Origin of the sequence: Pseudomonas sp. NPDC096950 (assembly GCF_044762525.1) — a bacterium.
GTDB lineage: Bacteria > Pseudomonadota > Gammaproteobacteria > Pseudomonadales > Pseudomonadaceae > Aquipseudomonas.
In genome coordinates this window covers 110,905-135,896 of sequence record NZ_JBIWEL010000018.1, presented here as the reverse complement: position 1 = coordinate 135,896, position 24,992 = coordinate 110,905, and the positions used below count along the sequence as shown (strand labels likewise).

Sequence of the window (24,992 nt, the reverse complement as noted above, 5' to 3'; positions counted from 1 at the left end):
CACTCCGCAATCGCGAGCAAGCCCGCTCCCACATTAGGTAACCCGCGGGCCAGAGCTGTATGAACAAAATGGAATATCAAAGTGAATAAAAGATATTGTTCGGGAATAAAAAATCCCGGTATTGTCCGACTCACGCCAGCGATAGCACTTCACTGGCACACGTACTAATAGCCGTCGCCATTGAGCGACCGTGATTTTCGATAAGGACACTGCATGAAAAAGGTTCTGTTGTTCACCGCATTGGCGGCTGCCCTGACTGCGGGCCTGGCCCAGGCTGGCGAGAAACTGGTGGTTGCGGCGACCCCGATTCCACACGCCGAGATTCTGGAACTGATCAAACCGACCCTCGCCAAAGAAGGCGTGGATCTGGAAATCAAAGTGTTCACCGACTACGTTCAGCCGAACGTGCAAGTCGCCGAGAAGCGTCTGGATGCCAACTACTTCCAGACCAAGCCTTACCTGGACAGCTTCAACAAAGGTAAAGGCACCAACCTGGAAACCGTTATCGGCGTCCACGTTGAACCGTTCGGTGGCTACTCCAGCAAATACAAATCCCTGGCTGAACTGCCAAACGGCGCAACCATTGCCCTGCCAAACGAAGGCAGCAACAGTGGCCGTGCCCTGATCCTGCTGCAGAAGGCTGGCCTGATCGAACTTAAAGATCCGAAAAACGCTCTGGCTACGCCGAAAGACATCGCCAAGAACCCGCACAACTTCAAGTTCAAGGAACTGGAATCGGCCATGCTGCCGCGCGTTCTGAAAGAAGTTGACCTGGACTTGATCAACACCAACTACGCGCTGGAAGCAGGCCTGAACCCGGCTAAAGACGCGCTGGTGATCGAAGGTGCAGATTCGCCTTACGTGAACTTCCTGGTCGCTCGTCCAGACAACAAGAACAGCGACGCTATCCAGAAACTGGCCAAAGCCTTGACCAGCCCGGAAGTGAAAGCGTTCATCGAGAAGAAATACAGCGGCGCGGTATTGCCGGCGTTCTGATTCGACGCAGCATCAAACCCCTTCAAGGTTTCAACGCCGACGGCTGGTATAGCGTCGGCGTTTTTATTGCGCCAGAAGATTAAAAGATCGCAGCCTCGTTTCACTCGACAGCTCCTACATTGAATGCGTATCCCTGTAGGAGCTGTCGAGTGAAACGAGGCTGCGATCTTTTTTGATCGTTCCCACGCTCCGCGTGGGAATGCCTCAACGGACGCTCCGCGTTCGGCTTTGGATGTGACGCGGAGCGTCACGGGCTGCATTCCCACGCAGAGCGTGGGAACGATCATCGCCCTTAGGCCACCCCGGCCTTCAACGCCCGGCGCAACGCCACCAGCAATTTCACGATGTCCTGCGGGTCCAGCCGTTGCGGCACTTTTGCGTCAGCCATTTTTCTCTTCCTTGTGATGGTTCGGCCGAGGGAGTCTGGCCAGAAGCTGTGCGTCCTTGGAGGGTCTTTTTGAAAAATAGATCCTTCCTACAGCGCAAAGGAAAATAGTCGTCTTCCGTTGCCGCCGCAAATCCGGGGGATAGTTTTTTGCGTGATATCAATATGCTTTAACGGTATTTAAATTCTTCTTTTTATACCTTTAAAGTCGGTGCCTGCCGGGTGGTTATCCGCCGCCCATGGACTGCACCACCGTCGCTTACCGAGCGGCGTCCAGGATGTTCAATGACCTTCGATTACGCTTTTATCCTCAGCACCCTGCCGGCGTTTCTAAAAGCCGTGGGCGTGACGCTGCAGGTCGGCTTCATTGCCATCGGCACGTCGCTGCTGGTGGCACTGATCAACGCGACGATTCTGGTGTTCCGCACGCCTTACCTGCAGCGCCTGGTCGGGCTGTACGTGGAGCTGGCGCGCAACACTCCGCTACTGATCCAGTTGTTCTTCGTCTACTTCGCCTTGCCGGCGCTGGGCATCAGCGTTTCCGGTTTCGCGGCGGCGATCATCACCATGACCTTTCTCGGCGGCGCCTACCTCACCGAAGTGCTGCGTGCCGGCGTGGATGCGGTGCCCCAGGCGCAACTCGAATCCGGACGCTCGATCGGCTTGTCCCACGGCCAATTGCTGCGCTACGTGATCCTGCCGCAAGCCGGCATCCTCAGCCTGCCGTCGCTGTTCGCCAATTTCATTTTCCTGCTCAAGGAAACCACCGTGGTCTCGGCGGTGGCGGTGCCGGAGATTCTCTACACCACCAAAAGCTACATCGCGCTCTACTACAAAACCTACGAAATGCTCGCCGTGCTGACGCTGATTTGCGTGCTGTTGTTCTTGCCGCTGTCGCTGCTCCTCAGCCGTCTGGAAAGGAGGCTCCAGCATGGCCAGTTCGGGTCTTGAGTTGCTGTGGGTGTCGTTGCCGCAACTTGGCAAGGGCGCTGCGCAAACGTTGTCGATATCGTTTCTAAGCATCGCCATCAGCACCGTCGGCGGCGTGCTCTACGGCGTGTTGCGCACGCTGAATTCGAAATGGTTGAACGCGATCCTGCGGGTGTATCTGGAGCTGTTCCGGGCGATCCCGGTGTTGGTCTGGCTGTATCTGTTGTTTTTCGGTTTGCCGATTTTCTTTGGCCTGAGCATCCCGAGCTTCTGGTGCGCCGTGCTGGTGCTGTCGCTGTGGGGCGCCAGCGAGGTCGGCGAAGTGGTGCGTGGCGCGTTGCTGTCGTTGCCGCGCGGCCAGCGTGAGGCGGGGTTGTCGATCGGCCTGGACGGCCCGCAACTCTATGGCTACGTACTGCTGCCCCAGGCGTTGAAACGTATGACGCCGCCGACCATCAACGTCTACACGCGGATCATCAAGACCAGTTCCCTGGCGGTGCTGATCGGTGTGGTGGACGTGATCAAGGTCGGCCAGCAGATCATCGAGCGCACCTACGAATCGGTGCTGATCTACGGCGCTCTTTTCCTGTTTTTCTTTTTCATCTGCTACCCGCTCTCGGCCGCCTCGCGCGTGCTGGAGCGGCGCTGGACGCAAGCATGAGCGCACTGATCGAGTTCAAAGGCTTCAACAAATTTTTCGGCGAGCAACAGGTGCTCAAAGAGATCGACCTGAGTGTGAAACCGGGCGAAGTCATCGTCATCCTCGGCCCCAGCGGCTGCGGCAAAAGCACCTTGCTGCGCTGCCTCAATGGCCTGGAAGTCGCCCACAGCGGCAGCTTGAATTTCAACGGCCGCGAGTTGCTGGACAAGGGCACCGATTGGCGCGACGTACGCCAGCAGATCGGCATGGTGTTCCAGAGTTATCACCTGTTTCCGCACATGAACGTGCTCGATAACCTGCTGCTCGGCCCGGTCAAAGTGCAGAAACGTGATCGCCGCGACGCCCGCGCCCAGGCCGAAGCGTTGCTCGAACGCGTGGGCTTGCTGGACAAGCGCGACGCTTATCCGCGCCAGCTCTCCGGCGGCCAGCAGCAACGCATCGCCATCGTCCGTTCGCTGTGCATGAACCCCAAGGTCATGTTGTTCGATGAAGTCACCGCCGCCCTCGACCCGGAAATGGTCAAGGAAGTGCTGGAAGTGATTCAGGGCCTGGCCCGCGAAGGCATGACCCTGTTGATCGTCACCCACGAAATGGCCTTCGCCCGCGCCGTGGCCGACCGCATCGTGTTCATGGATGCCGGGCGCATCCTCGAACAAAACCCTCCCGAGCTTTTCTTTACGAACCCGCAAACCGCACGAGCGCAGCAGTTCCTGGAGAAATTCTCCTACGTCGAAGCCCTGCCCAAAAAGACTCAAACAAAGGAACTGGAACTGCTATGAAAACTGCCAAGTCTTCACTCTTTTTACTGCCACTGCTCGGCCTCGCTTTGCTGGCCGGCTGCAACAAATCCGAAGAAACGCCGAAGCAGAAAGTCGCCAGCGAAAGCGCCGCGCCGGCCAGCTACCTGGAGAAAATCAAGGCCCGGGACAAGCTGATTGTCGGCGTGTTTACCGACAAGCCGCCGTTTGGTTTCGTCGATGAAGCGGGGCGCTACGTTGGTTTTGATACCGACATCGGCCGTCAATTCGCCAAGGATTTGCTCGGCGATGAAAACAAAGTCGAGTTCGTCGCGGTGGAACCGGCGAGCCGGATTCCATTTCTGCAAAGCGACAAGGTTGACCTGATCCTGGCCAACATGACCGTGACCCCGGAGCGCAAGGAAGCGGTGGAATTCACCAACCCGAACCTCAAGGTTGCGGTGCAGGCCCTGGTGCCACAGGGCAGCTCGGTGAAAAACCTCGACGACCTGGCGAGCCGCACCACCATCGTCACCACCGGTACGACAGCTGATATCTGGCTGACCAAGAATCACCCGGACTGGAAATTGCTGAAGTTCGAGAAAAACTCCGAGTCCCTGCAAGCCTTGGCCAATGGTCGCGGCGATGCTTACGCGCAAGACAATCTGGTGCTGTTCAGCTGGGCCAAGCAGAACCCCGGCTACCGCGTACTCGCACAAACCCTGGGTGCCGAAGCGCCGATCGCGCCGGCGGTGAAGAAGGGCAACATCGAACTGCGAGACTGGGTGAATACCGAGTTGGCGAAGTTGGGTGAAGAGAAGTATCTGCTCAAGCTCTACGACCAATATGTGCGTAAAGAACTGAGCGATGACACCAAGCCTGAGAGCGTGATTGTCGAGGGTGGGAAGTGGCAGGGGTGATCTTCTGCTGACTTCTGTTCTGCGGTGAGGTTGATAACCAACCCCTCACCCCAGCCCTCTCCCCAAGGGGGAGAGGGGGAAAGGGAGCCGATCTCTGTCGCTTTCAAAGCCTGAGTTCGGCTCGGTTTTTCAGGTCGATGTAGCTCTAAGAACAGCTCGGTCAGTCCCCTCGCCCCCCTGGGGAGAGGGTTAGGGTGAGGGGTGGTTCTAGCTGACACCCCTCAATCCGGCCAATGCCACGCCGGCTCATCCAGCATCCGCTGCCCGACGATCCCGGTCTGGCCCAGGGTCTTCTCCAGCACAATGCAATTGCACTCCGGGTCTTCCTGCAACGCCGAGATCAACCGCCGGGCATGGGACACCACCCATACCTGACACTGCCCGGACACACGGATAATCAACCGCGCCAATGCCGGCAACAGGTCCGGGTGCAGGCTGGTTTCCGGCTCGTTCAGCACCATCAGCGACGGTGGCCGCGGCGTCAGCAGCGCGGCGACCAACAGCAGATAACGCAACGTACCGTCCGACAACTCCGCCGCCGACAACGGCCGCAACAACCCTTCCTGATAAAACTCGATGGCAAACCGTCCACCCTGCAACGGCGCAATGTTCAGTCGTGCGCCGGGAAACGCATCGGTGATCGCCGCTTGCAAAGCTTCTGGATCGCCGATTTCACGAATCGTCTGCAACGCCGCCGCCAGGTCGCGGCCGTCGTGGTGCAGCACCGGCGTGCGCGTACCCAGTTGCGGCTGACGCACCGGGGCATCGGCGTCGCTGCGAAAGTGATCGTAGAAGCGCCAGCGGCGGATGAATTCGCGCAGGTGCATGACTTCCGGCGAGGTGCGAAAACTGCCAACCTGATCGAACAGACTGTCGAAATTCGGCGTGTGCTGGGCCAGCACGTCCCAGTTGCGCCCCTCGCGAGCACGAATCATCGGGCCTTCGCGGTCCACCAGCAGGCTGGCCGGGCGATAGAGCGGTCCGGCCCAGATGCATTCCTTTTTGATTTCCGGATCGAGGGCAAAGTAAGACTGCGTCGGCGCAGGCAACCCCAGGGCAATCGAATAGCTGAAGTCTTCCCCGGCAAATCCCAGGCGCAGACGTTTGACGCCGTGGCGCACGGTAGACTCGATCGGCACTTCACCGCTGCGCATGCGCCGGGTGTTGTTTTCCGGTCCGGCCCAGAACGTCGAATCCAGCCCGCCCTCACGGGCCAGCGCATTGACCACGCCACCCTGGGCGGTTTCCGCCAACAGGCGCAACGCGCGATAGAGGTTGGACTTTCCGCTGCCGTTGGGGCCGGTGATCAGGTTCAGCCGGCCCAGCGGGATCACCAATTTATTGATCGAGCGGTAATTGGCCACCGCGAGGGTTTTGAGCATAAGCGCTTCCTGCTGCATAGGCGGCCAGTTTGCCTTATTGTCGGCCACATGGAGATCCCTTGTGGGGGCGGGCTTGCTCGCGAAGGCGGTCTGTCAGTCGCATCGACATTGACTGACCCGGCCCCCTTCGCGAGCAAGCCCGCTCCCACAGGGTTTGCAGCAAACCCGTGCATGCGTGGAACCCTGTTCTAAGCTCACAGTCGTATCGTCACTTGCACGTTCGTACAACGAAAAGGAGTCTGCATGGCGGGTACCGGATTGAAAATTGTGGTGGGGCTGGGCGTGTTCGCGCTGCTGACCGCTTGCGGCGATAAGAAACCGGTCGAGAAAGACCTGCCGCGTGTCTTCGTGCAAGCGGTCAAACCCGCGGATTACGCCGCTTCGGTGACCCTCACCGGCGATGTCCAGGCCCGGGTGCAGACCGAGTTGTCGTTCCGCGTCGGCGGCAAGATCATCCAGCGCATGGTCGATGTCGGTGACCGGGTGTCCGCCAAACAGGTACTCGCCAAGCTCGATCCAAAGGATTTGCAGACCAACGTCGATTCGGCCCAGGCCCAGGTCGTCGCTGAACAAGCGCGGGTCAAGCAGACTGCCGCCGCGTTCGTGCGCCAGCAAAAACTCCTGCCCAAGGGCTACACCAGCCAAAGCGAATACGATGCGGCCCAGGCCGCATTGCGCAGCAGCCAGAGCGCCCTGACCGCCGCCCAGGCGCAACTGGCCAATGCCCGTGAACAACTGAGCTACACCTCGCTGATCTCCGAAGCACCGGGCGTGATTACCGCGCGCCAGGCCGAAGTCGGGCAGGTGGTACAAGCCACGGTGCCGATCTTCAGCCTGGCCCGGGACGGCGAGCGCGATGCGGTGTTCAACGTCTACGAGTCGCTGCTGGCCGAACCGCCCTCGGACAAATCTGTAGTGGTCAGCCTGCTCGACAACCCCGCGATCAAAACCACCGGCACCGTTCGGGAAATAACCCCGGCTGTGTCTGCGCAAACCGGCACCGTGCAAGTCAAAGTCACCCTCCATGGCCTGCCCGACGGCATGCAACTCGGCTCGGTGGTCAGCGCCACGGCGAAGACACCGGGCAAATCCGCAGTGGAACTACCCTGGTCAGCCCTGACCAAAAACCTCAGCGACCCGGCCGTGTGGCTGGTGGACGCCGACGGCAAGGCGCAACTGCACACCGTCACCGTCGGCCGTTACCTGACCGGCAAAGTCATCATCAGCGGCGGCCTGGACGGTGGCGAAAAAGTCATCATCGCTGGCGGCCAGTTACTGCACCCGGGAATGAAAGTGGAAATCGCCGAAAACACCTACAAGGATTTGGCACCGGGAGCCGACCAATGAAGCGCCTGATGCTGTTGTCCGCCGGCCTGCTGCTGGTCGCCTGCTCGAAAAAAGAACCACCGCCGGAGCCGGTGCGCCCGGTGCTGTCCATCGAGGTCAAATCCCTGAGTCAGGAAGACCTCGGGCGCTTCGCCGGTAGCATCCAGGCCCGCTACGAAAGCAATATCGGTTTCCGTGTGCCGGGCCGTATCGCCAGCCGTAATGTCGATGTCGGCGCCGAAGTCGAGAAGGGCGCCTTACTCGCGACCCTCGACCCCACCGATCAGCAGAACCAGTTGCGTTCCGCCGAGGGCGATCTGGCGCGCATTCAGGCGCAATTCATCAACGCCCAGGCCAACGCCCGCCGTCAGCAAGCCTTGTTTGATCGCGGGGTCGGCGCTCAGGCGCAACTGGACATTGCCCAGACCGACCTGAAAACCACCCAGGCGTCCCTTGATCAAGCCAAGGCGGCGGTCGATCAGTCCAAGGACCAACTCAACTACGTGCAATTACGCACCGATCACAAAGCCATCGTCACCGCGTGGAACGCCGAGGCCGGGCAAGTCGTCACCGCCGGCCAGCAAGTGGTGACCCTGGCGCAACCGGACATCAAGGAAGCGGTGATCGACCTGCCGGACACCCTGGTCGATCAACTGCCGACGGACGTGGTGTTCCAGGTCGCCTCGCAGCTGGACCCGAGCATCACCAGCACCGCGATCATCCGCGAAATCGAACCCCAGGCCCAAAGCGCAACCCGCACCCGTCGCGCCCGCCTGACTTTGACCGACACGCCGCCAGGCTTTCGCCTCGGCACAGCGATCAGCGTGACCCTCAGTTCGGCGATCAAACCGCGCCTGGAACTGCCGGTCAGCGCCCTGCAAGAGGTCGATGGCAAAACCCGTATCTGGGTGATCGATCCGCAAAACCAGACCGTTTCCCCACGGGACGTCAGCCTGATTAGCCGTACCGACGCAACGGTGGTGCTGGCCGACGGCGTGAAGTCCGGTGAGCGTGTGGTCAGCGCCGGTGTGAACAGCCTGAAACCCGGGCAAAAAGTCAAAATCGACGAGGAAAGCCCGCGATGAAAGGGAGTTTCAACTTATCCGACTGGGCCCTCAAACATCAGTCGTTCGTCTGGTATTTGATGTTCGTCGCGCTGCTGATGGGCGTGTTCTCGTACATGAACCTGGGCCGCGAGGAAGACCCTTCGTTCACCATCAAGACCATGGTGATCCAGACCCGCTGGCCGGGTGCGACCCAGGAAGAAACCCTCAAGCAGGTCACGGATCGTATCGAGAAAAAGCTCGAAGAACTCGATTCCCTCGACTACGTAAAAAGCTACACCCGGCCCGGCGAATCCACGGTGTTCGTCTACCTGCGCGACACCACCAGTGCCAAGGACATCCCGGAAATCTGGTACCAGGTGCGCAAGAAGATCAACGACATTCGCGGCGACTTCCCCAAAGGCCTGCAAGGGCCTGGGTTCAACGACGAATTCGGTGATGTGTTCGGCTCGGTGTATGCCTTTACCGCCGACGGCTTGTCGATGCGCCAGTTGCGCGATTACGTGGAGCAAGTGCGGGCGGCGATTCGCGAGGTGCCGGGGCTGGGCAAGGTCGAGATGGTCGGCGAGCAGGACGAAGTTCTGTACCTGAACTTCTCCACACGCAAACTCGCCGCGCTGGGCATTGATCAGCGCCAAGTGGTGCAGAGCCTGCAATCGCAGAACGCCGTGACCCCAGCGGGTGTGATCGAGGCCGGGCCAGAGCGGATTTCCGTGCGTACTTCCGGGCAGTTTGCCTCCGAGAAAGACCTGGCCAACGTCAACCTGCGGCTCAACGACCGCTTCTATCGCTTGGCCGACATCGCCGAAATCAGCCGTGGTTACGTCGACCCGGCCACCCCGGAGTTCCGCTTCAACGGTCACCCGGCCATCGGCCTCGCGATTGCGATGAAGAAGGGCGGCAACATCCAGGAATTCGGCAAGGCCCTGCACCAGCGCATGACCGACCTGACCGCCGACCTGCCGGTGGGCGTCGGCGTGCACAACGTGTCCGACCAGGCCGACGTGGTGGAAAAAGCCGTCGGCGGCTTCACCAGTGCATTGTTCGAAGCGGTGGTGATCGTGCTGATTGTCAGCTTCATCAGTCTCGGCGTGCGCGCCGGCCTGGTGGTGGCGTGCTCGATTCCGCTGGTGTTGGCGATGGTCTTCGTGTTCATGGAATACAGCGGCATCACCATGCAGCGGATTTCCCTCGGCGCACTGATCATCGCCCTCGGCCTGTTGGTGGACGACGCGATGATCACCGTCGAGATGATGGTCACGCGCCTGGAAATGGGCGAAACCAAGGAGCAGGCGGCCACATTCGCCTACACCTCCACCGCGTTCCCGATGCTCACGGGTACGCTGGTGACCGTGGCCGGGTTTGTGCCGATTGGCTTGAACGCCAGTTCCGCCGGTGAGTACACCTTCACGCTGTTTGCGGTAATCGCCGTGGCGATGCTGGTGTCGTGGGTGGTCGCGGTGCTGTTCGCCCCGGTGATCGCCGTACACATCCTCAGCACCAATGTGAAACCGCATTCCGCCGAGCCGGGTCGCATCGGCCGCGCGTTCAATGGTGGCATGTTCTGGGCCATGCGCAATCGCTGGTGGGCGATCGGCATCACCATCGCGTTGTTCGTGGCGTCGGTGTTTTCCATGCAGTTTGTGCAGAACCAATTCTTCCCGTCCTCGGACCGCCCGGAAATCCTCGTCGACCTCAACCTGCCGCAAAACGCCTCGATCGACGAAACCCGCAAAGCCGTGGACAAGCTCGAAGCGACGTTCAAGGACGACCCCGACATCGTGCGCTGGAGCACCTACATCGGCGAGGGCGCGATCCGTTTCTACCTGCCCCTCGACCAGCAATTGCAGAACCCGTACTACGCGCAATTGGTGATCGTCAGCAAAGGCCTGGAATCGCGCACCGCGCTCAGCCAGCGCTTGCGTGAGCGGCTGCGCAAGGATTTTGTCGGCATCGGCAGCTACGTCCAGGCGCTGGAAATGGGCCCGCCCGTGGGGCGGCCGATCCAGTACCGGGTCAGCGGCAAGGACATCGATCAGGTGCGCAAACACGCGATCGAACTGGCCACCGAACTCGACAAGAACTCACACATCGGCGAGATCATTTACGACTGGAACGAGCCGGGCAAAGTCCTGCGTATCGACATCGCCCAGGACAAGGCGCGACAACTGGGGCTGTCGTCCGAAGACGTGGCCAACCTGATGAACAGCATCGTCGTCGGTTCGCCGATTACTCAGGTGGACGATGATATTTACCTGATCAACGTTGTTGGCCGCGCCGAAGATGCAGAGCGCGGTACGCCGGAAACCTTGCAGAACCTGCAGATCGTCACGCCGGGCGGTACGTCGATTCCGTTGCTGGCCTTCGCCACGGTTCGGTATGAGCTTGAGCAACCGCTGGTGTGGCGCCGCGACCGCAAACCGACCATCACCATTAAGGCGGCGGTGCGCGACGAGATTCAGCCGACTGACCTGGTGAAACAGCTGCAACCGACCATCGACAAATTCGCTGCCGGTTTGCCGGTGGGTTACAAGGTCGCCACTGGCGGCACCGTCGAGGAAAGCGGCAAGGCCCAAGGGCCGATTGCCAAAGTTGTGCCGCTGATGCTGTTCTTGATGGCGACGTTCCTGATGATCCAGTTGCACAGCGTGCAGAAGCTGTTCCTGGTGGCCAGCGTCGCGCCGCTCGGCTTGATCGGCGTGGTGCTGGCGCTGATCCCGACCGGTACGCCGATGGGCTTCGTGGCGATCCTCGGGATCCTGGCGCTGATCGGCATCATCATTCGCAACTCGGTGATCCTGGTGACGCAGATCGATGCCTTGGAGAAAGAAGGGCTTGAACCGTGGGATGCGGTGGCGCAGGCGACGGAACATCGGCGTCGGCCGATCCTGCTGACGGCTGCGGCGGCGAGTCTGGGCATGATCCCGATTGCGAGGGAAGTGTTCTGGGGGCCGATGGCCTACGCGATGATTGGCGGGATTATCATCGCGACGCTGCTGACGTTGCTATTTTTGCCGGCGCTTTACGTCGCCTGGTACAAAATCCGCGAGCCGAAGAAAGAAGCACGGTAAAGCACAAACCCTGTAATGATCGTTCCCACGCTCTGCGTGGGAATGCCTCTCGGGACGCTCCGCGTCCCTTAGGCTGTGACGCAGAGCGTCACTGGCTGCATTCCCACGCAGAGCGTGGGAACGATCAGTCGGCGCGACGCCAAACACTCGCCAACCAAGGCTGCTGCTCCCGCGGCAACCCCGCCGGCCGGTAGTAATGCTCCAACTCGACAAACCCCGCCTCGGTCAGCAACGCCTGCCAAGCCTGCAAATCGTGATAAGCCCCATACCGCGGCCCATTCCAGCCTTCCTGATTCTCCCCGCGCGGATTGGAACTGAACAACACCCCGCCGGGCTTCAACGCCCCACGCAACTCCTTCAACACCCGAGGCAATTCCTGGCGCGGGATATGAAACAGCACTGCATTGGCAAAAATCCCGTCAAAGCGTTCAGCCGGCAAGTCCAGCTTCAGGAAATCCTGCTGCCAGACCTCGCAACCACTGTCCTCCCGGGCCATCTGTGCAAACTTCTCCGAGCCATCAAGGCCGACGGCGATGTGGCCCATGCGCGTGAACGTCTGCAAATCCCGCCCCGGCCCACAGCCGAAGTCGAGAATGCTGAACGGCGCGTCACCCCGGATATGCCGCATCAACGCATCAATATTCTGGCTGACATCGTGGTCACGAGTGCCTTCACGAAAACCTTCGGCCACCGAGTTGTAATGGCCCAGGGTGGTGGCGGTGATCTGCTGGAGGTCGTCGGGGGTTTGTTTCATGGCGGGCTGCGCAGGCAATGGGGATTTGCCGAATATACGCCATCAACCTTGGGGCTGCTTCGCAGCCATTCGCGAGCAAGCTCGCTCCCACAGGGGAATGCGGTCCACTGTGGGAGCGAGCTTGCTCGCGATGGCGGTGTCCCTGACGACTCAGGTTTGTTTCATCCCCAGACAATCAATGGAACGATCCACCATGGCTTTGGCAATCTCCAGCAAATGCCACACCGAAAACACCATGGCGCGCTCCGCCCCTTTGAGCTGGTCGCCGCACTGATATGCGGTGACTGAGGCGCAACGCAGCAAGCCAGCCACGTAGAGTTGCGTGTCTTCGAAGCTCATCGTCGCTGACGTTGTAGAACCGCAGTTCATCGGGGGCCGAAGGTTGTTCGCCAGTGAGGTAGAAATCGATTGCACGATAGAGCGCGGATCGGTCTCTGTGCGGGGCGTCGGTTTCAGGGGTGTTGGAGGGTGGATCGGGAACGGATCTTTTCATGGGCGTTGCTCCTATTGCTGCATTGGAGCCGTCACTCTTCGCCTACTAAACGTTGGGTGGCGGCTGTGCGCAGGTTAGTAGGCCGGTCAATAGGAAAACCGGTGCACCCGAAGATGCCCCACGCACAGCCACCATATTCAGCATCCAACAAAGTGCCGGACATGAGCATGAATGCTATGCGCCTATTGATCCGGGCTACTAAACCCGATCACGGATAAGCAGTGACGGGCCGAAGACTAGCCACCGGATTTGGCAGGCGCAAGCGAGCGAAATGATCTAGGAAATGTCCTGTAAATGAAAGGGAACGGGCCTGCTGGCACTCTGATTTTCTTGTGGGAAAACTTCCCTGTGCGTCGAAGAATTCACTGCGGTTAGCATCGCACCTGTTAGTTCTTACAGTTTCGAACCGACAAAAAAGCGCTCAGTCTTTACCTTCCAGTGCGAAGGACGCTCGTAACCATGAATCCCCGCCACGACACCGCCACACCCACCCTGTCGGTCATGGACCCGCGCATGCAGGTGATTCGCAACGTTGCTTATTACCGGCACCCGGACCAACCCGCCATCGAACCGCGTATCACTCGGCGGGCTTTCGATGCCGCGGGGCGTTTGGTTGAATCGTGGGACCCACGCTTGTGGGGAGCGGCACCCAAACCGAACCTGGGCACAATTTATGGTTTGAGCGATCAGGCTTTGCTGACGGATAGCGTGGACGCCGGTTGGCAACTCAGTCTGTTGGATCAGGCTGGTTCGTTGTGTTGGTTTTGGGACAGTCGCGGCAGTCAGCGCCAATGCGAGTATGACGATCAACAGCGCCCGATTACGGTGACGGAGCAGGCCCGAGGCGAGCCGCCAAACGTGGTCGAACGATTGACCTACGCGGGCGCTGATAAAGCCTTCGCGCGTCACAATCAGTGCGGCCAACTGATCCGGCATGACGACCCTGCCGGTAATCAAGTATTCAACGACTATGGTCTTGCCGGCACTGTGCTGGTGGAGTCCCGACGCTTCCTGAGCGACCTCGAAACACCCGACTGGCCGCTCGATCTCAATGCCCGAGACGAGCTTCTGGAGGCGCACTCGTTCGTCACCCGCCACAGATTCAACCCAACAGGCGAACTCCGGCGCCAGACCGATGCCATGGGCAATGTCCGGACCTTCCATCACGACGTGGCCGGTTAACCCTGTGAAACTTGGCTTCTTCAGTCAGGCACAGGCAAAAAACTGCAATGCCTGATCAGTGACATCCGTTACAACGCTTACGATCAGATCGAAAGCGAAACCGCCGGTAACGGGGTGATTACCCTCGCGGAGTACGGTGCCGACGACGCTCGGTTGCTGAGGCTGGTGGCCGGCGTCCCCAATCAAAGACCCTTGCAGGATCTGAATTACGTCTACGACCCGGTGGGTAATATTGTCGAGCTGGAAGACAAATCCCAAGCCGTCATTCATTTCAACAGTCAACGCATCGAACCGATCAACTGTTATCGCTACGACAGCCTGTATCAACTGGTCGAAGCCAAAGGTTGGGAAGTTGCCACGCCGAGTCACGGTCCAGCGTTGCCGGGGTTTTTGCACCTACCGCTGGACCCCAACCAAAGGCGCAACTACACCCAGACATTTGACTACGACCCGGCGGGCAATCTGATCACCCGGCGCCACAGCGGAGCGCCGGGGTTTTCGATGTTTACGTCAATCCACAGCAACCGAAGCCTGGCTCAGCAGGAGGACGGCTCTTTGCCAGAAGAATCCCATATCTCACTGGGATTCGACGCAGCTGGCAATCAGTTGGAATTGCAACGCGGGCAAGCAATGACGTGGGACATTCGTAATCAGCTGAGCCGGGTGATCTTGGTCAAGCGTGAGAGCGCGCCTGACGACTACCAATGTTACGTCTACGACCGACCTGGCCATCGTTTGCAAAAAGTGTCTTTTATTCAAACCAGTGGGCAAACGCTTTGCACTGAAGTCCGCTACCTGCCAGGCCTGGAAATCCATCGTGCCTGCGACGGCGACGAGCGCCATGTAATCAGCGTTGACGCCGGGCGTGATGCTGTCCGAGCACTGCATTGGCCACATGACACCAGGAGCGATCATCTGCGTTACAGCCTAAGTGACCACTTGGGCTCATGCGCGCTGGAACTGGATGATGAAGCTGGCGTGTTAACCCTTGAACACTATTACCCGTTCGGTGGCACGGCATGCTGGGCGGGTAAAGGTGCATTGGTGGCGAAGTACAAAACAATTCGCTACTCGGGGAAAGAGCGGGATGCGACGGGGCTTTATTACTATGGGTATCGCTATTACGCACCTTGGCTGCAACGGTGGCTAAATACCGATCCAGCGAAATCTGCTGATGGTTTAAATTATTTTTTGTTTGTTAAAAATGAGCCGATTTCCCATAGAGATCCTGTTGGTTTGATGAGACGGGGTGATGCCGCTTTCAACATGCGAAAAGCGGAGGATGCTAGTATTGATGCAGACAGAGCAAGCATGTCATTGAGGGTATTAAGTGCATTAACGACTTCCCGAGATGAAGTTCATTCGGCGGAGAAATTCAAAGCGCTCGTCAATATTGTGATTGCTCGAAATAAAGAGTTGAAAGCGTTGGGTGAGTTTGTGTTTAGTGCCAACATTGAAACGCCAGTCGACAGATCATATTTTTGGAGTGGTGACACCATTGATTCCACGGGGAAAGTTGTTTACAGCGCAATGCTGACAGCGCAGTTCCTTGCTCGTAAGACGAGGGGCATGACAGTAGAAATGACACCGGGAGGAGAAAAACTGAACGTTTACAAAAATCTTAATTATGTTGGTTCGAATAGTGCCAAGATTGGATTTATGTATTTGAAGGAGCGGTTTAAGTATATGGACTCACCAACGGCAAGAGGGGATTTGCTAGCCGGCAGTGCACTTCGTGCGGGGGTCGGGGTAAGGGCTGTTCTGGGAGATAAGTTTTTTGATTCTGATGAAAACCCATTAAATGACTCGGAGCGCGGGGTTGCGGGGACTTTGTGGGATGTACTGTCTATTCGGTATGCCCGTGGGGCAAAAGGAACTGTAAATGTGATTCATGCCGCCTCAGTAAATGATGCGTATTTTTACGGTGATATATATTCTAAAAGCACGTGGCTGACGCGTGAGAAAGTAGCTCTTGAAGCGGAAAATAAAACAAAAATATTTGAGCGTTTTTATGAGGATTTAACTGCACTGCAATTAAAAGGCTACTGATGTTAATGGTGTGACAGGGACATAGAGCTAATCTTTGTTGAGAGAGGATAAGTTAAGATTTTCGTGAAAAATACCTAATAAGAGTCAAGGAAGTTCCTCGCCTGCTGAGAACGGTGGGTCCTTCCTTTTCTGTGCTTATATCAAAGATCAGCGTTTGTTCAGCCCCCGAGCCAACCGATCCCCACCCAGTTGAATAATCGCCACCAACACCACCAGCAACACAATCACCGTCAACATGATTTGGCTGTCAAAGCGCTGATACCCATACCGATACGCGATGTCCCCCAACCCGCCGGCACCGATCGCCCCGGCCATGGCCGAGGAGTTGATCATCGTCACGAGCGTGATGGTGAACCCCCCGACAATCCCTGGCAGCGCCTCAGGCAACAGCACATGCCAGACGATATGCCAGCGCCGGCAGCCCATCGCCTGCGCGGCTTCGATCAAGCCGTGATCGACTTCGCGCAAACTGACTTCGGCAATTCGCGCAAAGAACGGCGTGGCGGCGATGGTCAGCGGAACGACAGCCGCCCACACACCATAAGTGGTGCCGACGATCAACCGGGTAAACGGAATCAGCGCCACCATCAAAATCAAAAACGGGATCGAGCGAAACAGGTTCACAAACGCGCCCAGCACGCGATTCAACGCGGGCGCCTGGTAAATGCCACCCTTGTCGCTGGTAACCAGGATCACCGCCATCGGGATCCCCGCCAGCAGCGCGATCAGCGACGACACGCCGACCATCAGGAAGGTGTCAATAAAGCCTTGAAGCAAGCGATCAAACCACATAACCCAGCACCTCCACCTGTTGCGCCCAGTTTGCCGCGCGTTGACGCAGTTCCTCAGCGCTCAACGATGATCCGGTCACCGCTAACAGCAGTTGCCCCAGCGCGTGCCCCTGAATCCGTTCCACGCCGCCCTGAAGCAAACGCACGCGGCCACCGAGGGCAGCGAACAGTGCGGCCAGGTCCGGTTCGTCGGTCGCGCTGCCAGTGAATTGCAAACGCAGCACAACGGCAGCGTCCGACGATTGCGGTTGGGCGTGCAGGCGACTTTGCAACTCCTGCGGCAAGGCGTGTTGCAGCGGCGCGAGCAAGGTCTTGCTGACCTCATGCTGCGGATTGCCGAACACTTCCCACACCGGCCCTTGCTCGACGACACGTCCGTGTTCGAGCACCACGACGCGGTCGCAGATGTCGCGGATCACCGCCATCTCGTGGGTGATGAGCACGATGGTCAAACCGAGGCGCTGATTGATCTCGCGCAGCAGGCCGAGGATCGATTGCGTTGTTTCGGGATCCAGCGCCGACGTCGCCTCATCGCACAGCAGAATCTCCGGGTCATGCACCAATGCGCGGGCGATGCCGACACGTTGTTTCTGCCCGCCGGACAGCTGCGCCGGGTAAGCCTTGTGCTTCTCTTGCAGACCCACCAGTTCCAGCAGTTCGCGGACTTTCTGCTCGCGTTTGTCCTTGGGCACACCGGCGACTTTCAACGGCAACTCAACGTTCTGCCAAACGGTCTTGGCCGACATCAGGTTGAAGTGCTGGAAGATCATGCCGATCCTTCGACGCAGCGCGACTAAACGGTCTTCATCGAACTCGCCGATGTCGATCTGATCGATCAGCACGCGCCCGGTGCTCGGTTGCTCCAGGCGATTGATGGTGCGGATCAACGATGACTTGCCGGCGCCGCTGCGGCCGATGATGCCAAACACTTCACCGCGCTGGATCGCGAGGTCGATACCGTGCAACGCCGCCACCGGACCTTGCTGACCGTTGTAGGTTTTGCCCAGGCCGATGAAGCGCACGTGGGCGCGGTTCAGGTCCGGGCGCAATTCAGTCTGTGCGGCTTTATGGGGCTCTGGAGTATCCAGTCGCCGTTGGATCGCGGCCGTCATTTTCAGCTTTCCCAACCGGCTTGATACAGCTTGCCGTGGGCCTTATCCAACGCGGCACGCACGGCTGGCGAATGCTGGTAGATGTCGACGAATTTGATCAGGCGCGGGTCGGTCTTGCTTTTTGGCTGGATCACGAACTGGATCACGTATTCCTTGTGATCGAGGCCGTCGAACAGCAGCGCCGAGCCGGCATCGAAGGTCTTCGCCAGGCGAATGTAGGCCGGGTAGCCCTGGACCAGATCGGCGTCGTCATAGGCGCGCACCAGTTGCACGGCTTCAACCTGGAGGATCTTGATCTTCTTCGGGTTGGCGATGATGTCTTCTTCGGTGGCCTTGTAGCCGACCCCCGGTTTGAGGGTGATCAGCCCGGCCTTGGCAAGCAGTTGCAGACCGCGACCGCTGTTGATCGGGTCGTTGGCGATGGCGACGCTGGCGCCTTCTGGCAACTCGTCGAAGCTTTTGTATTTCTTCGAGTAGAGGCCGACGTTGTTGATGATCCCCGGCGCGAATGGCACCAGGTCAAAACCGGCGGCAGCCTTGGCGTTTTCCAGGAACGGCACGTGCTGGAAGTAGTTCACGTCGATATCGCCGGCGGCGAGGCTGACATTCGGCGCAATCCAGTCGGTGAACTCAACGAGTTCGACTTTCAGGCCTTGTTTGGAGGCCTCTTCGACGGCGGCTTCCAGCGGAATGGCGAACGCGGCGGTGGTGCCGACTTTCAGCGGCGCGTCGGCGGCGAAGGTGATGGAGCTGAAGAGGCCGAGGGCCAGGGCCAGTGCTTTGACTGGGTGAGAGAGGTAGTGCTTGGTCATGATGGTTATTCCAGTCAGTGCATTAAATTTTGGGTGTTTGGGCGGGCCTCTTCGCGGGCAAGCCCGCTCCCACAGGGGAGCGCATTCCAAATGTGGGAGCGGGCTTGCTCGCGAAGCTTTTAGCGGCGAAACGTGGAGCCGGTATGTTGCTCAGGCAAATGCGCCTCGCCGTGAAACAGCTTCTCCCGCAGGCTGCCGCTGTCGTAGGCGGTTTTGTACGAGCCACGACGCTGCAACTCCGGAATCACCAGATCGATGAAATCCACATAGCTTTCCGGCGTGACGATGCGTGTCAGGTTGAAGCCGTCGAGGCCGGTTTCGGCGATCCACGATTCCAGCTCATCGGCCACCTGCTCCGGCGAGCCGACCACGGTGATGTAGCGGCCACCGAGGGCGTGTTGTTCGAGCAATTTGCGTCGGGTCCAGTCGTTGTTTTGCAGGTTCTTGGTCGCCGACTGGATCGCGTTGCTCTTCACGTACTGGATCGGTTCGTCGATCTCGTACTGGGAAAAATCGATCGCGGTGGACGCCGAGAAATGCGCCACGCCGGCCTCGGCACTGGCGTAGCTCAGGTACTCGGCGTGCTTGGCCCAGGCCAGTTCTTCGGTGGCGCCGACGATCACGTTCAGACCCATGAACACCTTGATGTCTTCAGGGTTGCGACCTGCTTCAACCGCGCTGGCGCGGACCTTGTCCACTTGCACCTTGGTCGACGGCTTGTTCTGGCCGCTGATAAACACGCACTCGGCGTGGCGTCCGGCGAACAGCAACCCGCGATCCGAACTGCCGGCCTGGAACAGCACCGGCGTGCGCTGCGGCGATGGCTCGCAGAGGTGATAACCCTCGACCTGATAGAACTCGCCCTTGTGCTCGACCTTGTGCACTTTCTCCGGCTGCGCGTAGATCCGCTGCTTGGGATCGTTAAGTACCGCGCCGTTTTCCCAACTGCCTTCCCAGAGTTTGTAGAGCACCTGCAAGTACTCGTCGGCCTGGTCGTAGCGGCGATCGTGCTCGACCTGTTCGCTCAGGCCCATGGCCTTGGCGGCGCTGTCGAGGTAGCCGGTGACGATGTTCCAGCCCACGCGACCGCGACTCAAATGGTCGAGGGTCGACATGCGGCGGGCGAACAGATATGGCGGCTCGTAAGTCAGGTTGGCGGTGAGACCGAAACCCAGGTTTTTAGTCACCGCAGCCATGGCCGAGACCAGTAGCAACGGGTCGTTGACCGGCAGCTGGATCGACTCTTTCAGCGGCACGTCCACCGAGTTCTGGTAGACGTCGTATACGCCGACGATGTCCGCAATGAACAAACCGTCGAACAGTCCGCGCTCCAGCAGTTGCGCCAGTTCGGTCCAGTATTCGATGGTTTTGTATTGGGTCGAAGTGTCCCGTGGATGCGTCCACAGGCCATGGTTGATGTGCCCGATGCAGTTCATGTTGAACGCGTTGAGCAGAATTTTCTTTTTGGCGTCGGCCATCAGATGGTCCCCCGCAGCGGCGGGTTTTCATCGTTGAGGTAGTAATTGCCGACCGCGTGATACTTCCAGCGCACCGGGTCGTGCAGGGTGTGCACGCGAGCGTTGCGCCAGTGGCGATCCAGACCGTGTTCGATCAGGGTTGCCTGGCTGCCGGCCAGTTCAAACAGCGTAGTGCCGGCGGCGAGGGAGATTTCGGTGCTGATGGCCCGGGCTTCGGCGACGGCAATCGAAGCGGCTGCCACGGTTTCGGCGTTCATCTCGGCCTGGGCCTTGTCGAGAAATTCGCCGGAGCGTTCCAGCAAGGCTTCGGTGGCGTGAAGACGAATAGCCAAGTGGCCGAAGCTCTTGATGGTCAGCGGGTCTTCGATGGCTTTTTCATGGGTCGCGTCGATCCACGGCCGGGTCTTGGTGCGCACGAAATGCAGGGCATCTTCGTAAGCTGCGCGGGCGATGCCGGTGTCGATGGCGGCGTGAAGAATTTGCGCCAAGGGGCCAACGGTGGTCGGGCGTTCGAAAGCGCTTTGGAACGGGATCACGTCTTCGGCGGCGACGTACACGTCCTCGAACACCACCGAACCGCTGCCGGTGGTGCGCTGGCCGAAACCGCTCCAGTCGTCGATCACCGTCAGGCCTTTGCTGTCGCGAGGCACGAAGGCCAATTGCTGCACGCCGTTTTCATCCACGACTGACGTCGGAATGCGCTGGGCGTAAATCGCGCCCGTGGCGTAGAACTTGCGGCCGTTGATGCGATAGCCGTCACCGTCGCGGGTGAGGCTGGTGACGCGGTCATGGGCCGTCTTGGTGCCGAGCTCGGCGAGGGCATTGCCGAAGCGCTGTCCGGCCAAGACTTCAGCGTACAGGCGTTTCTTCTGCGCATCGCTGCCGTTAACCCGCAGCACTTCGAGGGCGTAGAAATGGTTCTGCGGGATTTGCCCGAGGGAGCCGTCGGCCTGGGCGATCAGGGCAATGACTTTGGCCAGGGTGACGTTGGACACGCCAGCGCCGCCGTATTCTTTTGGCGCGCTGATGCCCCAGAGACCCGAACGGGAAAACACTTCCAGTTCCGGGTGCGGCAAACGGCGTTCGCGGTCGCGCAGGGCGCTGTCGCGTTTGAAATCTTCGGCCAGGTCACTGGCGACGATCAGGGCTTGCTCATCGCTGGTTATGACCGCGACGTGGTGAGAAAGAGTCATGTGTTTCTCCAGAGGTCTGGTCGTTAAATCCAGGAGTGGCGAGCGGGTAGCGTGCCGTTGAGGTGATAGGTGCCGACGGCGTAATACTTCCAGCGAACGGGGTCGTGCAGGGTGTGCACGCGGGCGTTGCGCCAGTGACGGTCGAGGTTGAATTCGGCGAGGGTGGCGCGGCTGCCGGCCAGTTCGAAGAGTTTTTCGCTGGCGAGCAACGCGATTTCGGTGGTCAGCACTTTGGCTTCGGCCACGGCGATCGAAGCGCGGGCGGCGGACTCGGCGGTGAGCGGCGCGGCGTTGACCTGGTCGAGCACTTGCCCGGCCTTGCGCAGCAGCGCTTCGGCGGCGTGCAGTTCGATTTTCAGTTTGCCGATGTCGGCGATCACGTACAGGTCATCGCTGGCCCGTTCGACCTTGGCGTCGATCCATGGACGGGCGCGGGTTTTGACGAATTCGATGGCGTCATCGATGGCACCGCGAGCGATACCGGCGTCGATGGCTGCTTGAATCAATTGCGACACGGCGCCCTGAATGTTCGGGCTGTCGTTGATCTTCCAGTTATCCACCACCAGCTCGGCGTCGACCCGCACGTTGTTGAGCAAAATGGTGCCGCTGGCGGTGGTGCGCTGGCCGAAACCCGACCAGTCATCGACGATGCGCAGGCCCGGCGTGCCACGGCGGACGAAGGCCAGCACTTGCTTGCCGTCATCGTTCAACGCCTTGACCGCTACCCAGTGGGCGAACAGCGCACCGGTGGAATAAAACTTCTGGCCGCTGATGACGAAGCCGTCACCGTCAGCGGTGATCCGTGCCTTGAGTTCAAGGGTGTTCTTGGTGCCGCGTTCCGGCCCGGCATTGCCGATGCGCCAGCCTTCGAGGACACTTTTGAATAGCTGTTTTTTCTGCGATTCCGTGGCGCTGCCGAGTACCAGGTTCAGGATGCCGAACTGGTTCTGCGGGATCTGCCCGAGTGCCGGATCCGCCGCGGAAATGATCGCGAACACATCCGCGATGGTGACGAACGAAACCTGCGGGCCACCGTACTCGCGCGGGATGGCAATGCTGCCCAGGCCGCTGCGGGTGAACTGTTCGATTTCCGACCACGGCAACTTACGCTGCTGGTCACGTTTGGCCGCTTGCAGGCGGGCGGTTTGCGCCAGCTCATGGGCAGCCTTGATGGCTTGTGCGTCGTTGCGCAAAACCTGCGCGGGCAACAACAGGGGGGCGATATCCAGATCACTCTGGATGGTGGCTTCTGCCAGACTGGACATCAGTGCCGCTCCTTGGCTGCACGCAATGCCCTGGCGATCTGCACTGGGGTGATTGTGTTGTGGACCATACCTACCTCACATCTCATGGAAACGCCGCGCTGGTGGCGGCGAACGAATATCAAGAATGTCCGGTGGTCCGGTGCATATACCCTAAGCGCGTATAAATAATTAATAAACTAACTTTTGGGAATATGCATAGAAGGGCGTCTGTCCGCAGGGCAACAGTTGTTTGTGGAGCAACAGTCGGCGCGGGGATTCGACTCCTCTGTAGTCGGAAAACCCCTGTGGGAGCGAGCCTGCTCGCGAAGGCGGTGGGTCAGGCAACAGGGATGTTGACTGATAGGGCCTCTTCGCGAGCAGGCTCGCTCCCACAGGGGAGATAGTGGTGTTTTCACTTTTTGCGGGGTTCTGCTGCCTTCAGTTCTTCCTTCAGCGGCACTTTCAGGTAGGGATTGGCACAGCCGATCTTCAACATTCGCGGCGGCGCCCAGCGGGAGTTATTGCCCACCCGGTCGAGGATGCAGTAGGTCACTTCCAGACGAAGGTCTTCGCCCGCTTCGAGAATGATCGCCGGCGGCACCCAGACCTGGATCGGCTCGCCGATATCGCTCGCCTTGAGCTTCGGCAAGTCCATGCGCACATCGCCCCATTGCAGGGTGATTTCGTCGTCGATGGCCATGTTCAGGTAAGGCTCGATGGTCAGCGGTACGCCGCGTTTGATCTGGTTCGGGTTGACCCCTTGGCGGCGAATGGTTTCAGGGAGGTTCACCGGGGCCAGTCCCTGGTTTTCATCGCCGGACAACGCAGGCGCCTGGCCGCCGGGGCAATCGAGCTTGATCTGCACCCGCGTCGTTCGCGACAACGCCGGTTCCTGCCCGATTTGCATGACGCGGTAGTGGACGTGGGAGGTGCCATTGATGACGAAGCTCTCGGGCACCCGCAGTTGCACGGGTTGATTGACGTCGTCGTCGATCAGGGCTTTTGAAGCCACGTAGCAGTCGTCCCAGTAGAGTTCGATCAGATCGCCTTCGTCCATGCCGGGGTAGGGCGCTACCGCGATCAGCAAGTGGGCGGCCGAGGTGATGTTGATACCGCTGCGGTGGGATTGCGCCAGGGTCGGGGCCGCAAGTTCGGTTTTGTTTGAGGTGCTTGTCATGGGTTTTCTCCTTGAAGCCTTGCAGCGAAGTCCGTTTCTGGAAGTTCAAGAGGCGTGAATTACCGGGCAACAAAAAGCTCGTTATGTGTACGTGTTAATAACGATTGAGTTGGGTGGTTGACGCCTGTTGCAGACTAGATAAGAGTGCGCCGGAATAGGTGTCAATAGAGTTTGTTAGTTGGATGGTGAATTCGGTGTTATTCAGAAATCTCCTACGGGGCGGAGTTAATAAACGCCATTGATCCGTCGAACTTTACCCCGGTTTTCTCCCGATTTACGCATCGGGTACGGCAATGCTTTGAGGGGCTGCTGTCCGGGTCATGACTGATTTTAGGTCGGCCGATTCTGTTGCAGGACATACATATGTACCGCATTTTGAGAGGCGAACTTGTATAAGTGGAGGGAGTAGTGAAGTGATTGAGTCGGCGGGTAAATGTCACTTCCTTCCATGGAAGTTAACAAGTTTAAATCAGTGTTTCAGTTGTGCGCGTTATTCAGAAACTTGCTCAAGAACTGCTTCGTCCGTTCTTCTTTCGGGTTGGCAAACAACGCCTTGGATTCGCCCTGCTCGACGATCACACCTTTATCGAAAAACACCACGCGGTTCGCCACGTCCCGGGCAAAACCCATTTCGTGGGTGACGATGACCATGGTGCGATTCTCTTCAGCCAGGCTGCGGATGGTCGCCAGCACTTCACCGACCAATTCCGGGTCGAGTGCCGAGGTGGGTTCATCGAACAGAATCACTTCCGGCTCCATCGCCAGCGCCCGGGCGATCGCCACACGCTGTTGCTGGCCACCGGAAAGGCGTCGCGGGTAAGCGTCTTCCTTGCCTGCCAGGCCAACCCTGGCCAACAGTTTTTTACCCAGGGCCACGGCATCGGCATGCGGGATCTTCTTCACGATGATCGGGCCTTCGATGACGTTTTCCAACGCCGTGCGATGCGGGAACAAGTTGAAGTTCTGGAACACGAAGCCCACGTGCTGGCGCAGACGTCGCACCAGGCCTTGCTGCTGGTTCAGCGGGCGACTGCCATCGATTTCGATGTCGCCGACCTTGATCCGGCCGCTGGTGGGTTCCTCGAGGAAGTTCAGGCAACGCAGGAACGTGGTCTTGCCCGAGCCGCTCGGCCCGATAATCGCCACGACCTCGCCTTCCTTCACTTCCAGATCGATGCCGTTGAGCACCACTTGACCCTTGAACTGCTTTGTCAGTTTTTCCACGACAATCATTG

20 protein-coding genes and 1 pseudogene are annotated in these 24,992 nt (G+C 59.1%); 10 read left to right on the top strand and 11 right to left on the bottom strand.

Features of this window, described 5'->3' with window-relative positions:
* Positions 1–213: 213 nt before the first annotated feature.
* The 5 genes from ACIQY3_RS24415 (at position 214) to ACIQY3_RS24395 (ending at position 4,629) form a co-directional block, all read left to right on the top strand.
* A complete protein-coding gene (locus ACIQY3_RS24415) occupies positions 214–996 on the top strand; it encodes a MetQ/NlpA family ABC transporter substrate-binding protein (protein ID WP_403024670.1) in 783 nt (260 codons plus the stop codon).
* A gap of 670 nt (positions 997–1,666) precedes the next feature.
* The gene (locus ACIQY3_RS24410) at positions 1,667–2,332 is read left to right on the top strand and encodes an amino acid ABC transporter permease (RefSeq protein WP_054047861.1); all 666 of its coding nucleotides are present in this window, start codon (positions 1,667–1,669) and stop codon (positions 2,330–2,332) included.
* The gene (locus ACIQY3_RS24405) at positions 2,313–2,972 is read left to right on the top strand and encodes an amino acid ABC transporter permease (protein WP_123515920.1); all 660 of its coding nucleotides are present in this window, start codon (positions 2,313–2,315) and stop codon (positions 2,970–2,972) included. Before ACIQY3_RS24410 ends, ACIQY3_RS24405 begins: the two co-directional genes overlap by 20 nt.
* Complete coding sequence (locus ACIQY3_RS24400) at positions 2,969–3,751, top strand: amino acid ABC transporter ATP-binding protein (protein ID WP_403024665.1); 783 nt, start codon at positions 2,969–2,971, stop codon at positions 3,749–3,751. The genes ACIQY3_RS24405 and ACIQY3_RS24400 overlap by 4 nt, the downstream gene beginning before the upstream one ends.
* Positions 3,748–4,629, top strand: coding sequence for a transporter substrate-binding domain-containing protein (locus ACIQY3_RS24395; protein ID WP_403024662.1), 882 nt, complete (start codon positions 3,748–3,750; stop codon positions 4,627–4,629). The genes ACIQY3_RS24400 and ACIQY3_RS24395 overlap by 4 nt, the downstream gene beginning before the upstream one ends.
* Positions 4,630–4,850: 221 nt before the next feature.
* Here the strand turns inward: ACIQY3_RS24395 and ACIQY3_RS24390 are convergent, their stop codons facing one another.
* The gene (locus ACIQY3_RS24390; protein WP_403024659.1) at positions 4,851–6,011 is read right to left on the bottom strand and encodes an AAA family ATPase; all 1,161 of its coding nucleotides are present in this window, start codon (positions 6,009–6,011) and stop codon (positions 4,851–4,853) included.
* Between the two features lie 243 nt (positions 6,012–6,254).
* On the opposite strand from ACIQY3_RS24390, the gene ACIQY3_RS24385 reads away from it, so the two are divergent.
* The 3 genes from ACIQY3_RS24385 to ACIQY3_RS24375 are packed head-to-tail and all read left to right on the top strand — an operon-like array spanning position 6,255 to position 11,472.
* A complete protein-coding gene (locus ACIQY3_RS24385; RefSeq protein ID WP_403024656.1) occupies positions 6,255–7,358 on the top strand; it encodes an efflux RND transporter periplasmic adaptor subunit in 1,104 nt (367 codons plus the stop codon).
* Positions 7,355–8,422 (top strand): efflux RND transporter periplasmic adaptor subunit, encoded by a 1,068-nt coding sequence (locus ACIQY3_RS24380; protein ID WP_403024653.1) that lies wholly within the window; start codon positions 7,355–7,357, stop codon positions 8,420–8,422. Before ACIQY3_RS24385 ends, ACIQY3_RS24380 begins: the two co-directional genes overlap by 4 nt.
* Positions 8,419–11,472 carry an efflux RND transporter permease subunit gene (locus ACIQY3_RS24375; RefSeq protein ID WP_403024650.1) on the top strand — a complete coding sequence of 1,018 codons (3,054 nt, stop codon included), beginning with the start codon at positions 8,419–8,421 and terminating at the stop codon, positions 11,470–11,472. The genes ACIQY3_RS24380 and ACIQY3_RS24375 overlap by 4 nt, the downstream gene beginning before the upstream one ends.
* Before the next feature lie 124 nt (positions 11,473–11,596).
* Here ACIQY3_RS24375 and ACIQY3_RS24370 read toward each other — a convergent pair whose 3' ends face one another.
* Together ACIQY3_RS24370 and ACIQY3_RS24365 are read right to left on the bottom strand one after the other, a co-directional pair.
* Positions 11,597–12,226 (bottom strand): class I SAM-dependent methyltransferase, encoded by a 630-nt coding sequence (locus tag ACIQY3_RS24370; protein WP_403024647.1) that lies wholly within the window; start codon positions 12,224–12,226, stop codon positions 11,597–11,599.
* A gap of 150 nt (positions 12,227–12,376) precedes the next feature.
* Positions 12,377–12,719, bottom strand: a pseudogene (locus tag ACIQY3_RS24365) (DUF6124 family protein).
* Between the two features lie 459 nt (positions 12,720–13,178).
* On the opposite strand from ACIQY3_RS24365, the gene ACIQY3_RS24360 reads away from it, so the two are divergent.
* Positions 13,179–13,901 carry a hypothetical protein gene (locus ACIQY3_RS24360; RefSeq protein WP_403024644.1) on the top strand — a complete coding sequence of 241 codons (723 nt, stop codon included), beginning with the start codon at positions 13,179–13,181 and terminating at the stop codon, positions 13,899–13,901.
* 114 nt (positions 13,902–14,015) lie between these two features.
* Complete coding sequence (locus ACIQY3_RS24355) at positions 14,016–15,950, top strand: RHS repeat domain-containing protein (RefSeq protein WP_403024641.1); 1,935 nt, start codon at positions 14,016–14,018, stop codon at positions 15,948–15,950.
* Positions 15,951–16,097: 147 nt separating this feature from the next.
* Here the strand turns inward: ACIQY3_RS24355 and ACIQY3_RS24350 are convergent, their stop codons facing one another.
* From ACIQY3_RS24350 to tcyN, 8 genes are all read right to left on the bottom strand, one after another.
* Positions 16,098–16,742, bottom strand: coding sequence for a methionine ABC transporter permease (locus tag ACIQY3_RS24350; RefSeq protein WP_054047844.1), 645 nt, complete (start codon positions 16,740–16,742; stop codon positions 16,098–16,100).
* Positions 16,732–17,853, bottom strand: a complete 1,122-nt coding sequence (locus ACIQY3_RS24345) for a methionine ABC transporter ATP-binding protein (protein ID WP_403024637.1) — start codon at positions 17,851–17,853, stop codon at positions 16,732–16,734. The genes ACIQY3_RS24350 and ACIQY3_RS24345 overlap by 11 nt, the downstream gene beginning before the upstream one ends.
* A 2-nt stretch (positions 17,854–17,855) precedes the next feature.
* The gene (locus ACIQY3_RS24340; protein WP_403024634.1) at positions 17,856–18,665 is read right to left on the bottom strand and encodes a MetQ/NlpA family ABC transporter substrate-binding protein; all 810 of its coding nucleotides are present in this window, start codon (positions 18,663–18,665) and stop codon (positions 17,856–17,858) included.
* 119 nt (positions 18,666–18,784) lie between these two features.
* Positions 18,785–20,143 (bottom strand): LLM class flavin-dependent oxidoreductase, encoded by a 1,359-nt coding sequence (locus ACIQY3_RS24335; RefSeq protein ID WP_403024632.1) that lies wholly within the window; start codon positions 20,141–20,143, stop codon positions 18,785–18,787.
* Positions 20,143–21,336, bottom strand: coding sequence for an SfnB family sulfur acquisition oxidoreductase (locus ACIQY3_RS24330; RefSeq protein ID WP_403024629.1), 1,194 nt, complete (start codon positions 21,334–21,336; stop codon positions 20,143–20,145). Before ACIQY3_RS24330 ends, ACIQY3_RS24335 begins: the two co-directional genes overlap by 1 nt.
* Before the next feature lie 23 nt (positions 21,337–21,359).
* Positions 21,360–22,601 (bottom strand): SfnB family sulfur acquisition oxidoreductase, encoded by a 1,242-nt coding sequence (locus ACIQY3_RS24325; RefSeq protein ID WP_403024626.1) that lies wholly within the window; start codon positions 22,599–22,601, stop codon positions 21,360–21,362.
* A gap of 391 nt (positions 22,602–22,992) precedes the next feature.
* Positions 22,993–23,757, bottom strand: a complete 765-nt coding sequence (locus ACIQY3_RS24320; RefSeq protein ID WP_403024624.1) for a hypothetical protein — start codon at positions 23,755–23,757, stop codon at positions 22,993–22,995.
* Positions 23,758–24,234: 477 nt separating this feature from the next.
* The gene (gene tcyN, locus ACIQY3_RS24315; RefSeq protein ID WP_403024622.1) at positions 24,235–24,990 is read right to left on the bottom strand and encodes an L-cystine ABC transporter ATP-binding protein TcyN; all 756 of its coding nucleotides are present in this window, start codon (positions 24,988–24,990) and stop codon (positions 24,235–24,237) included.
* Positions 24,991–24,992 lie beyond the last annotated feature (2 nt).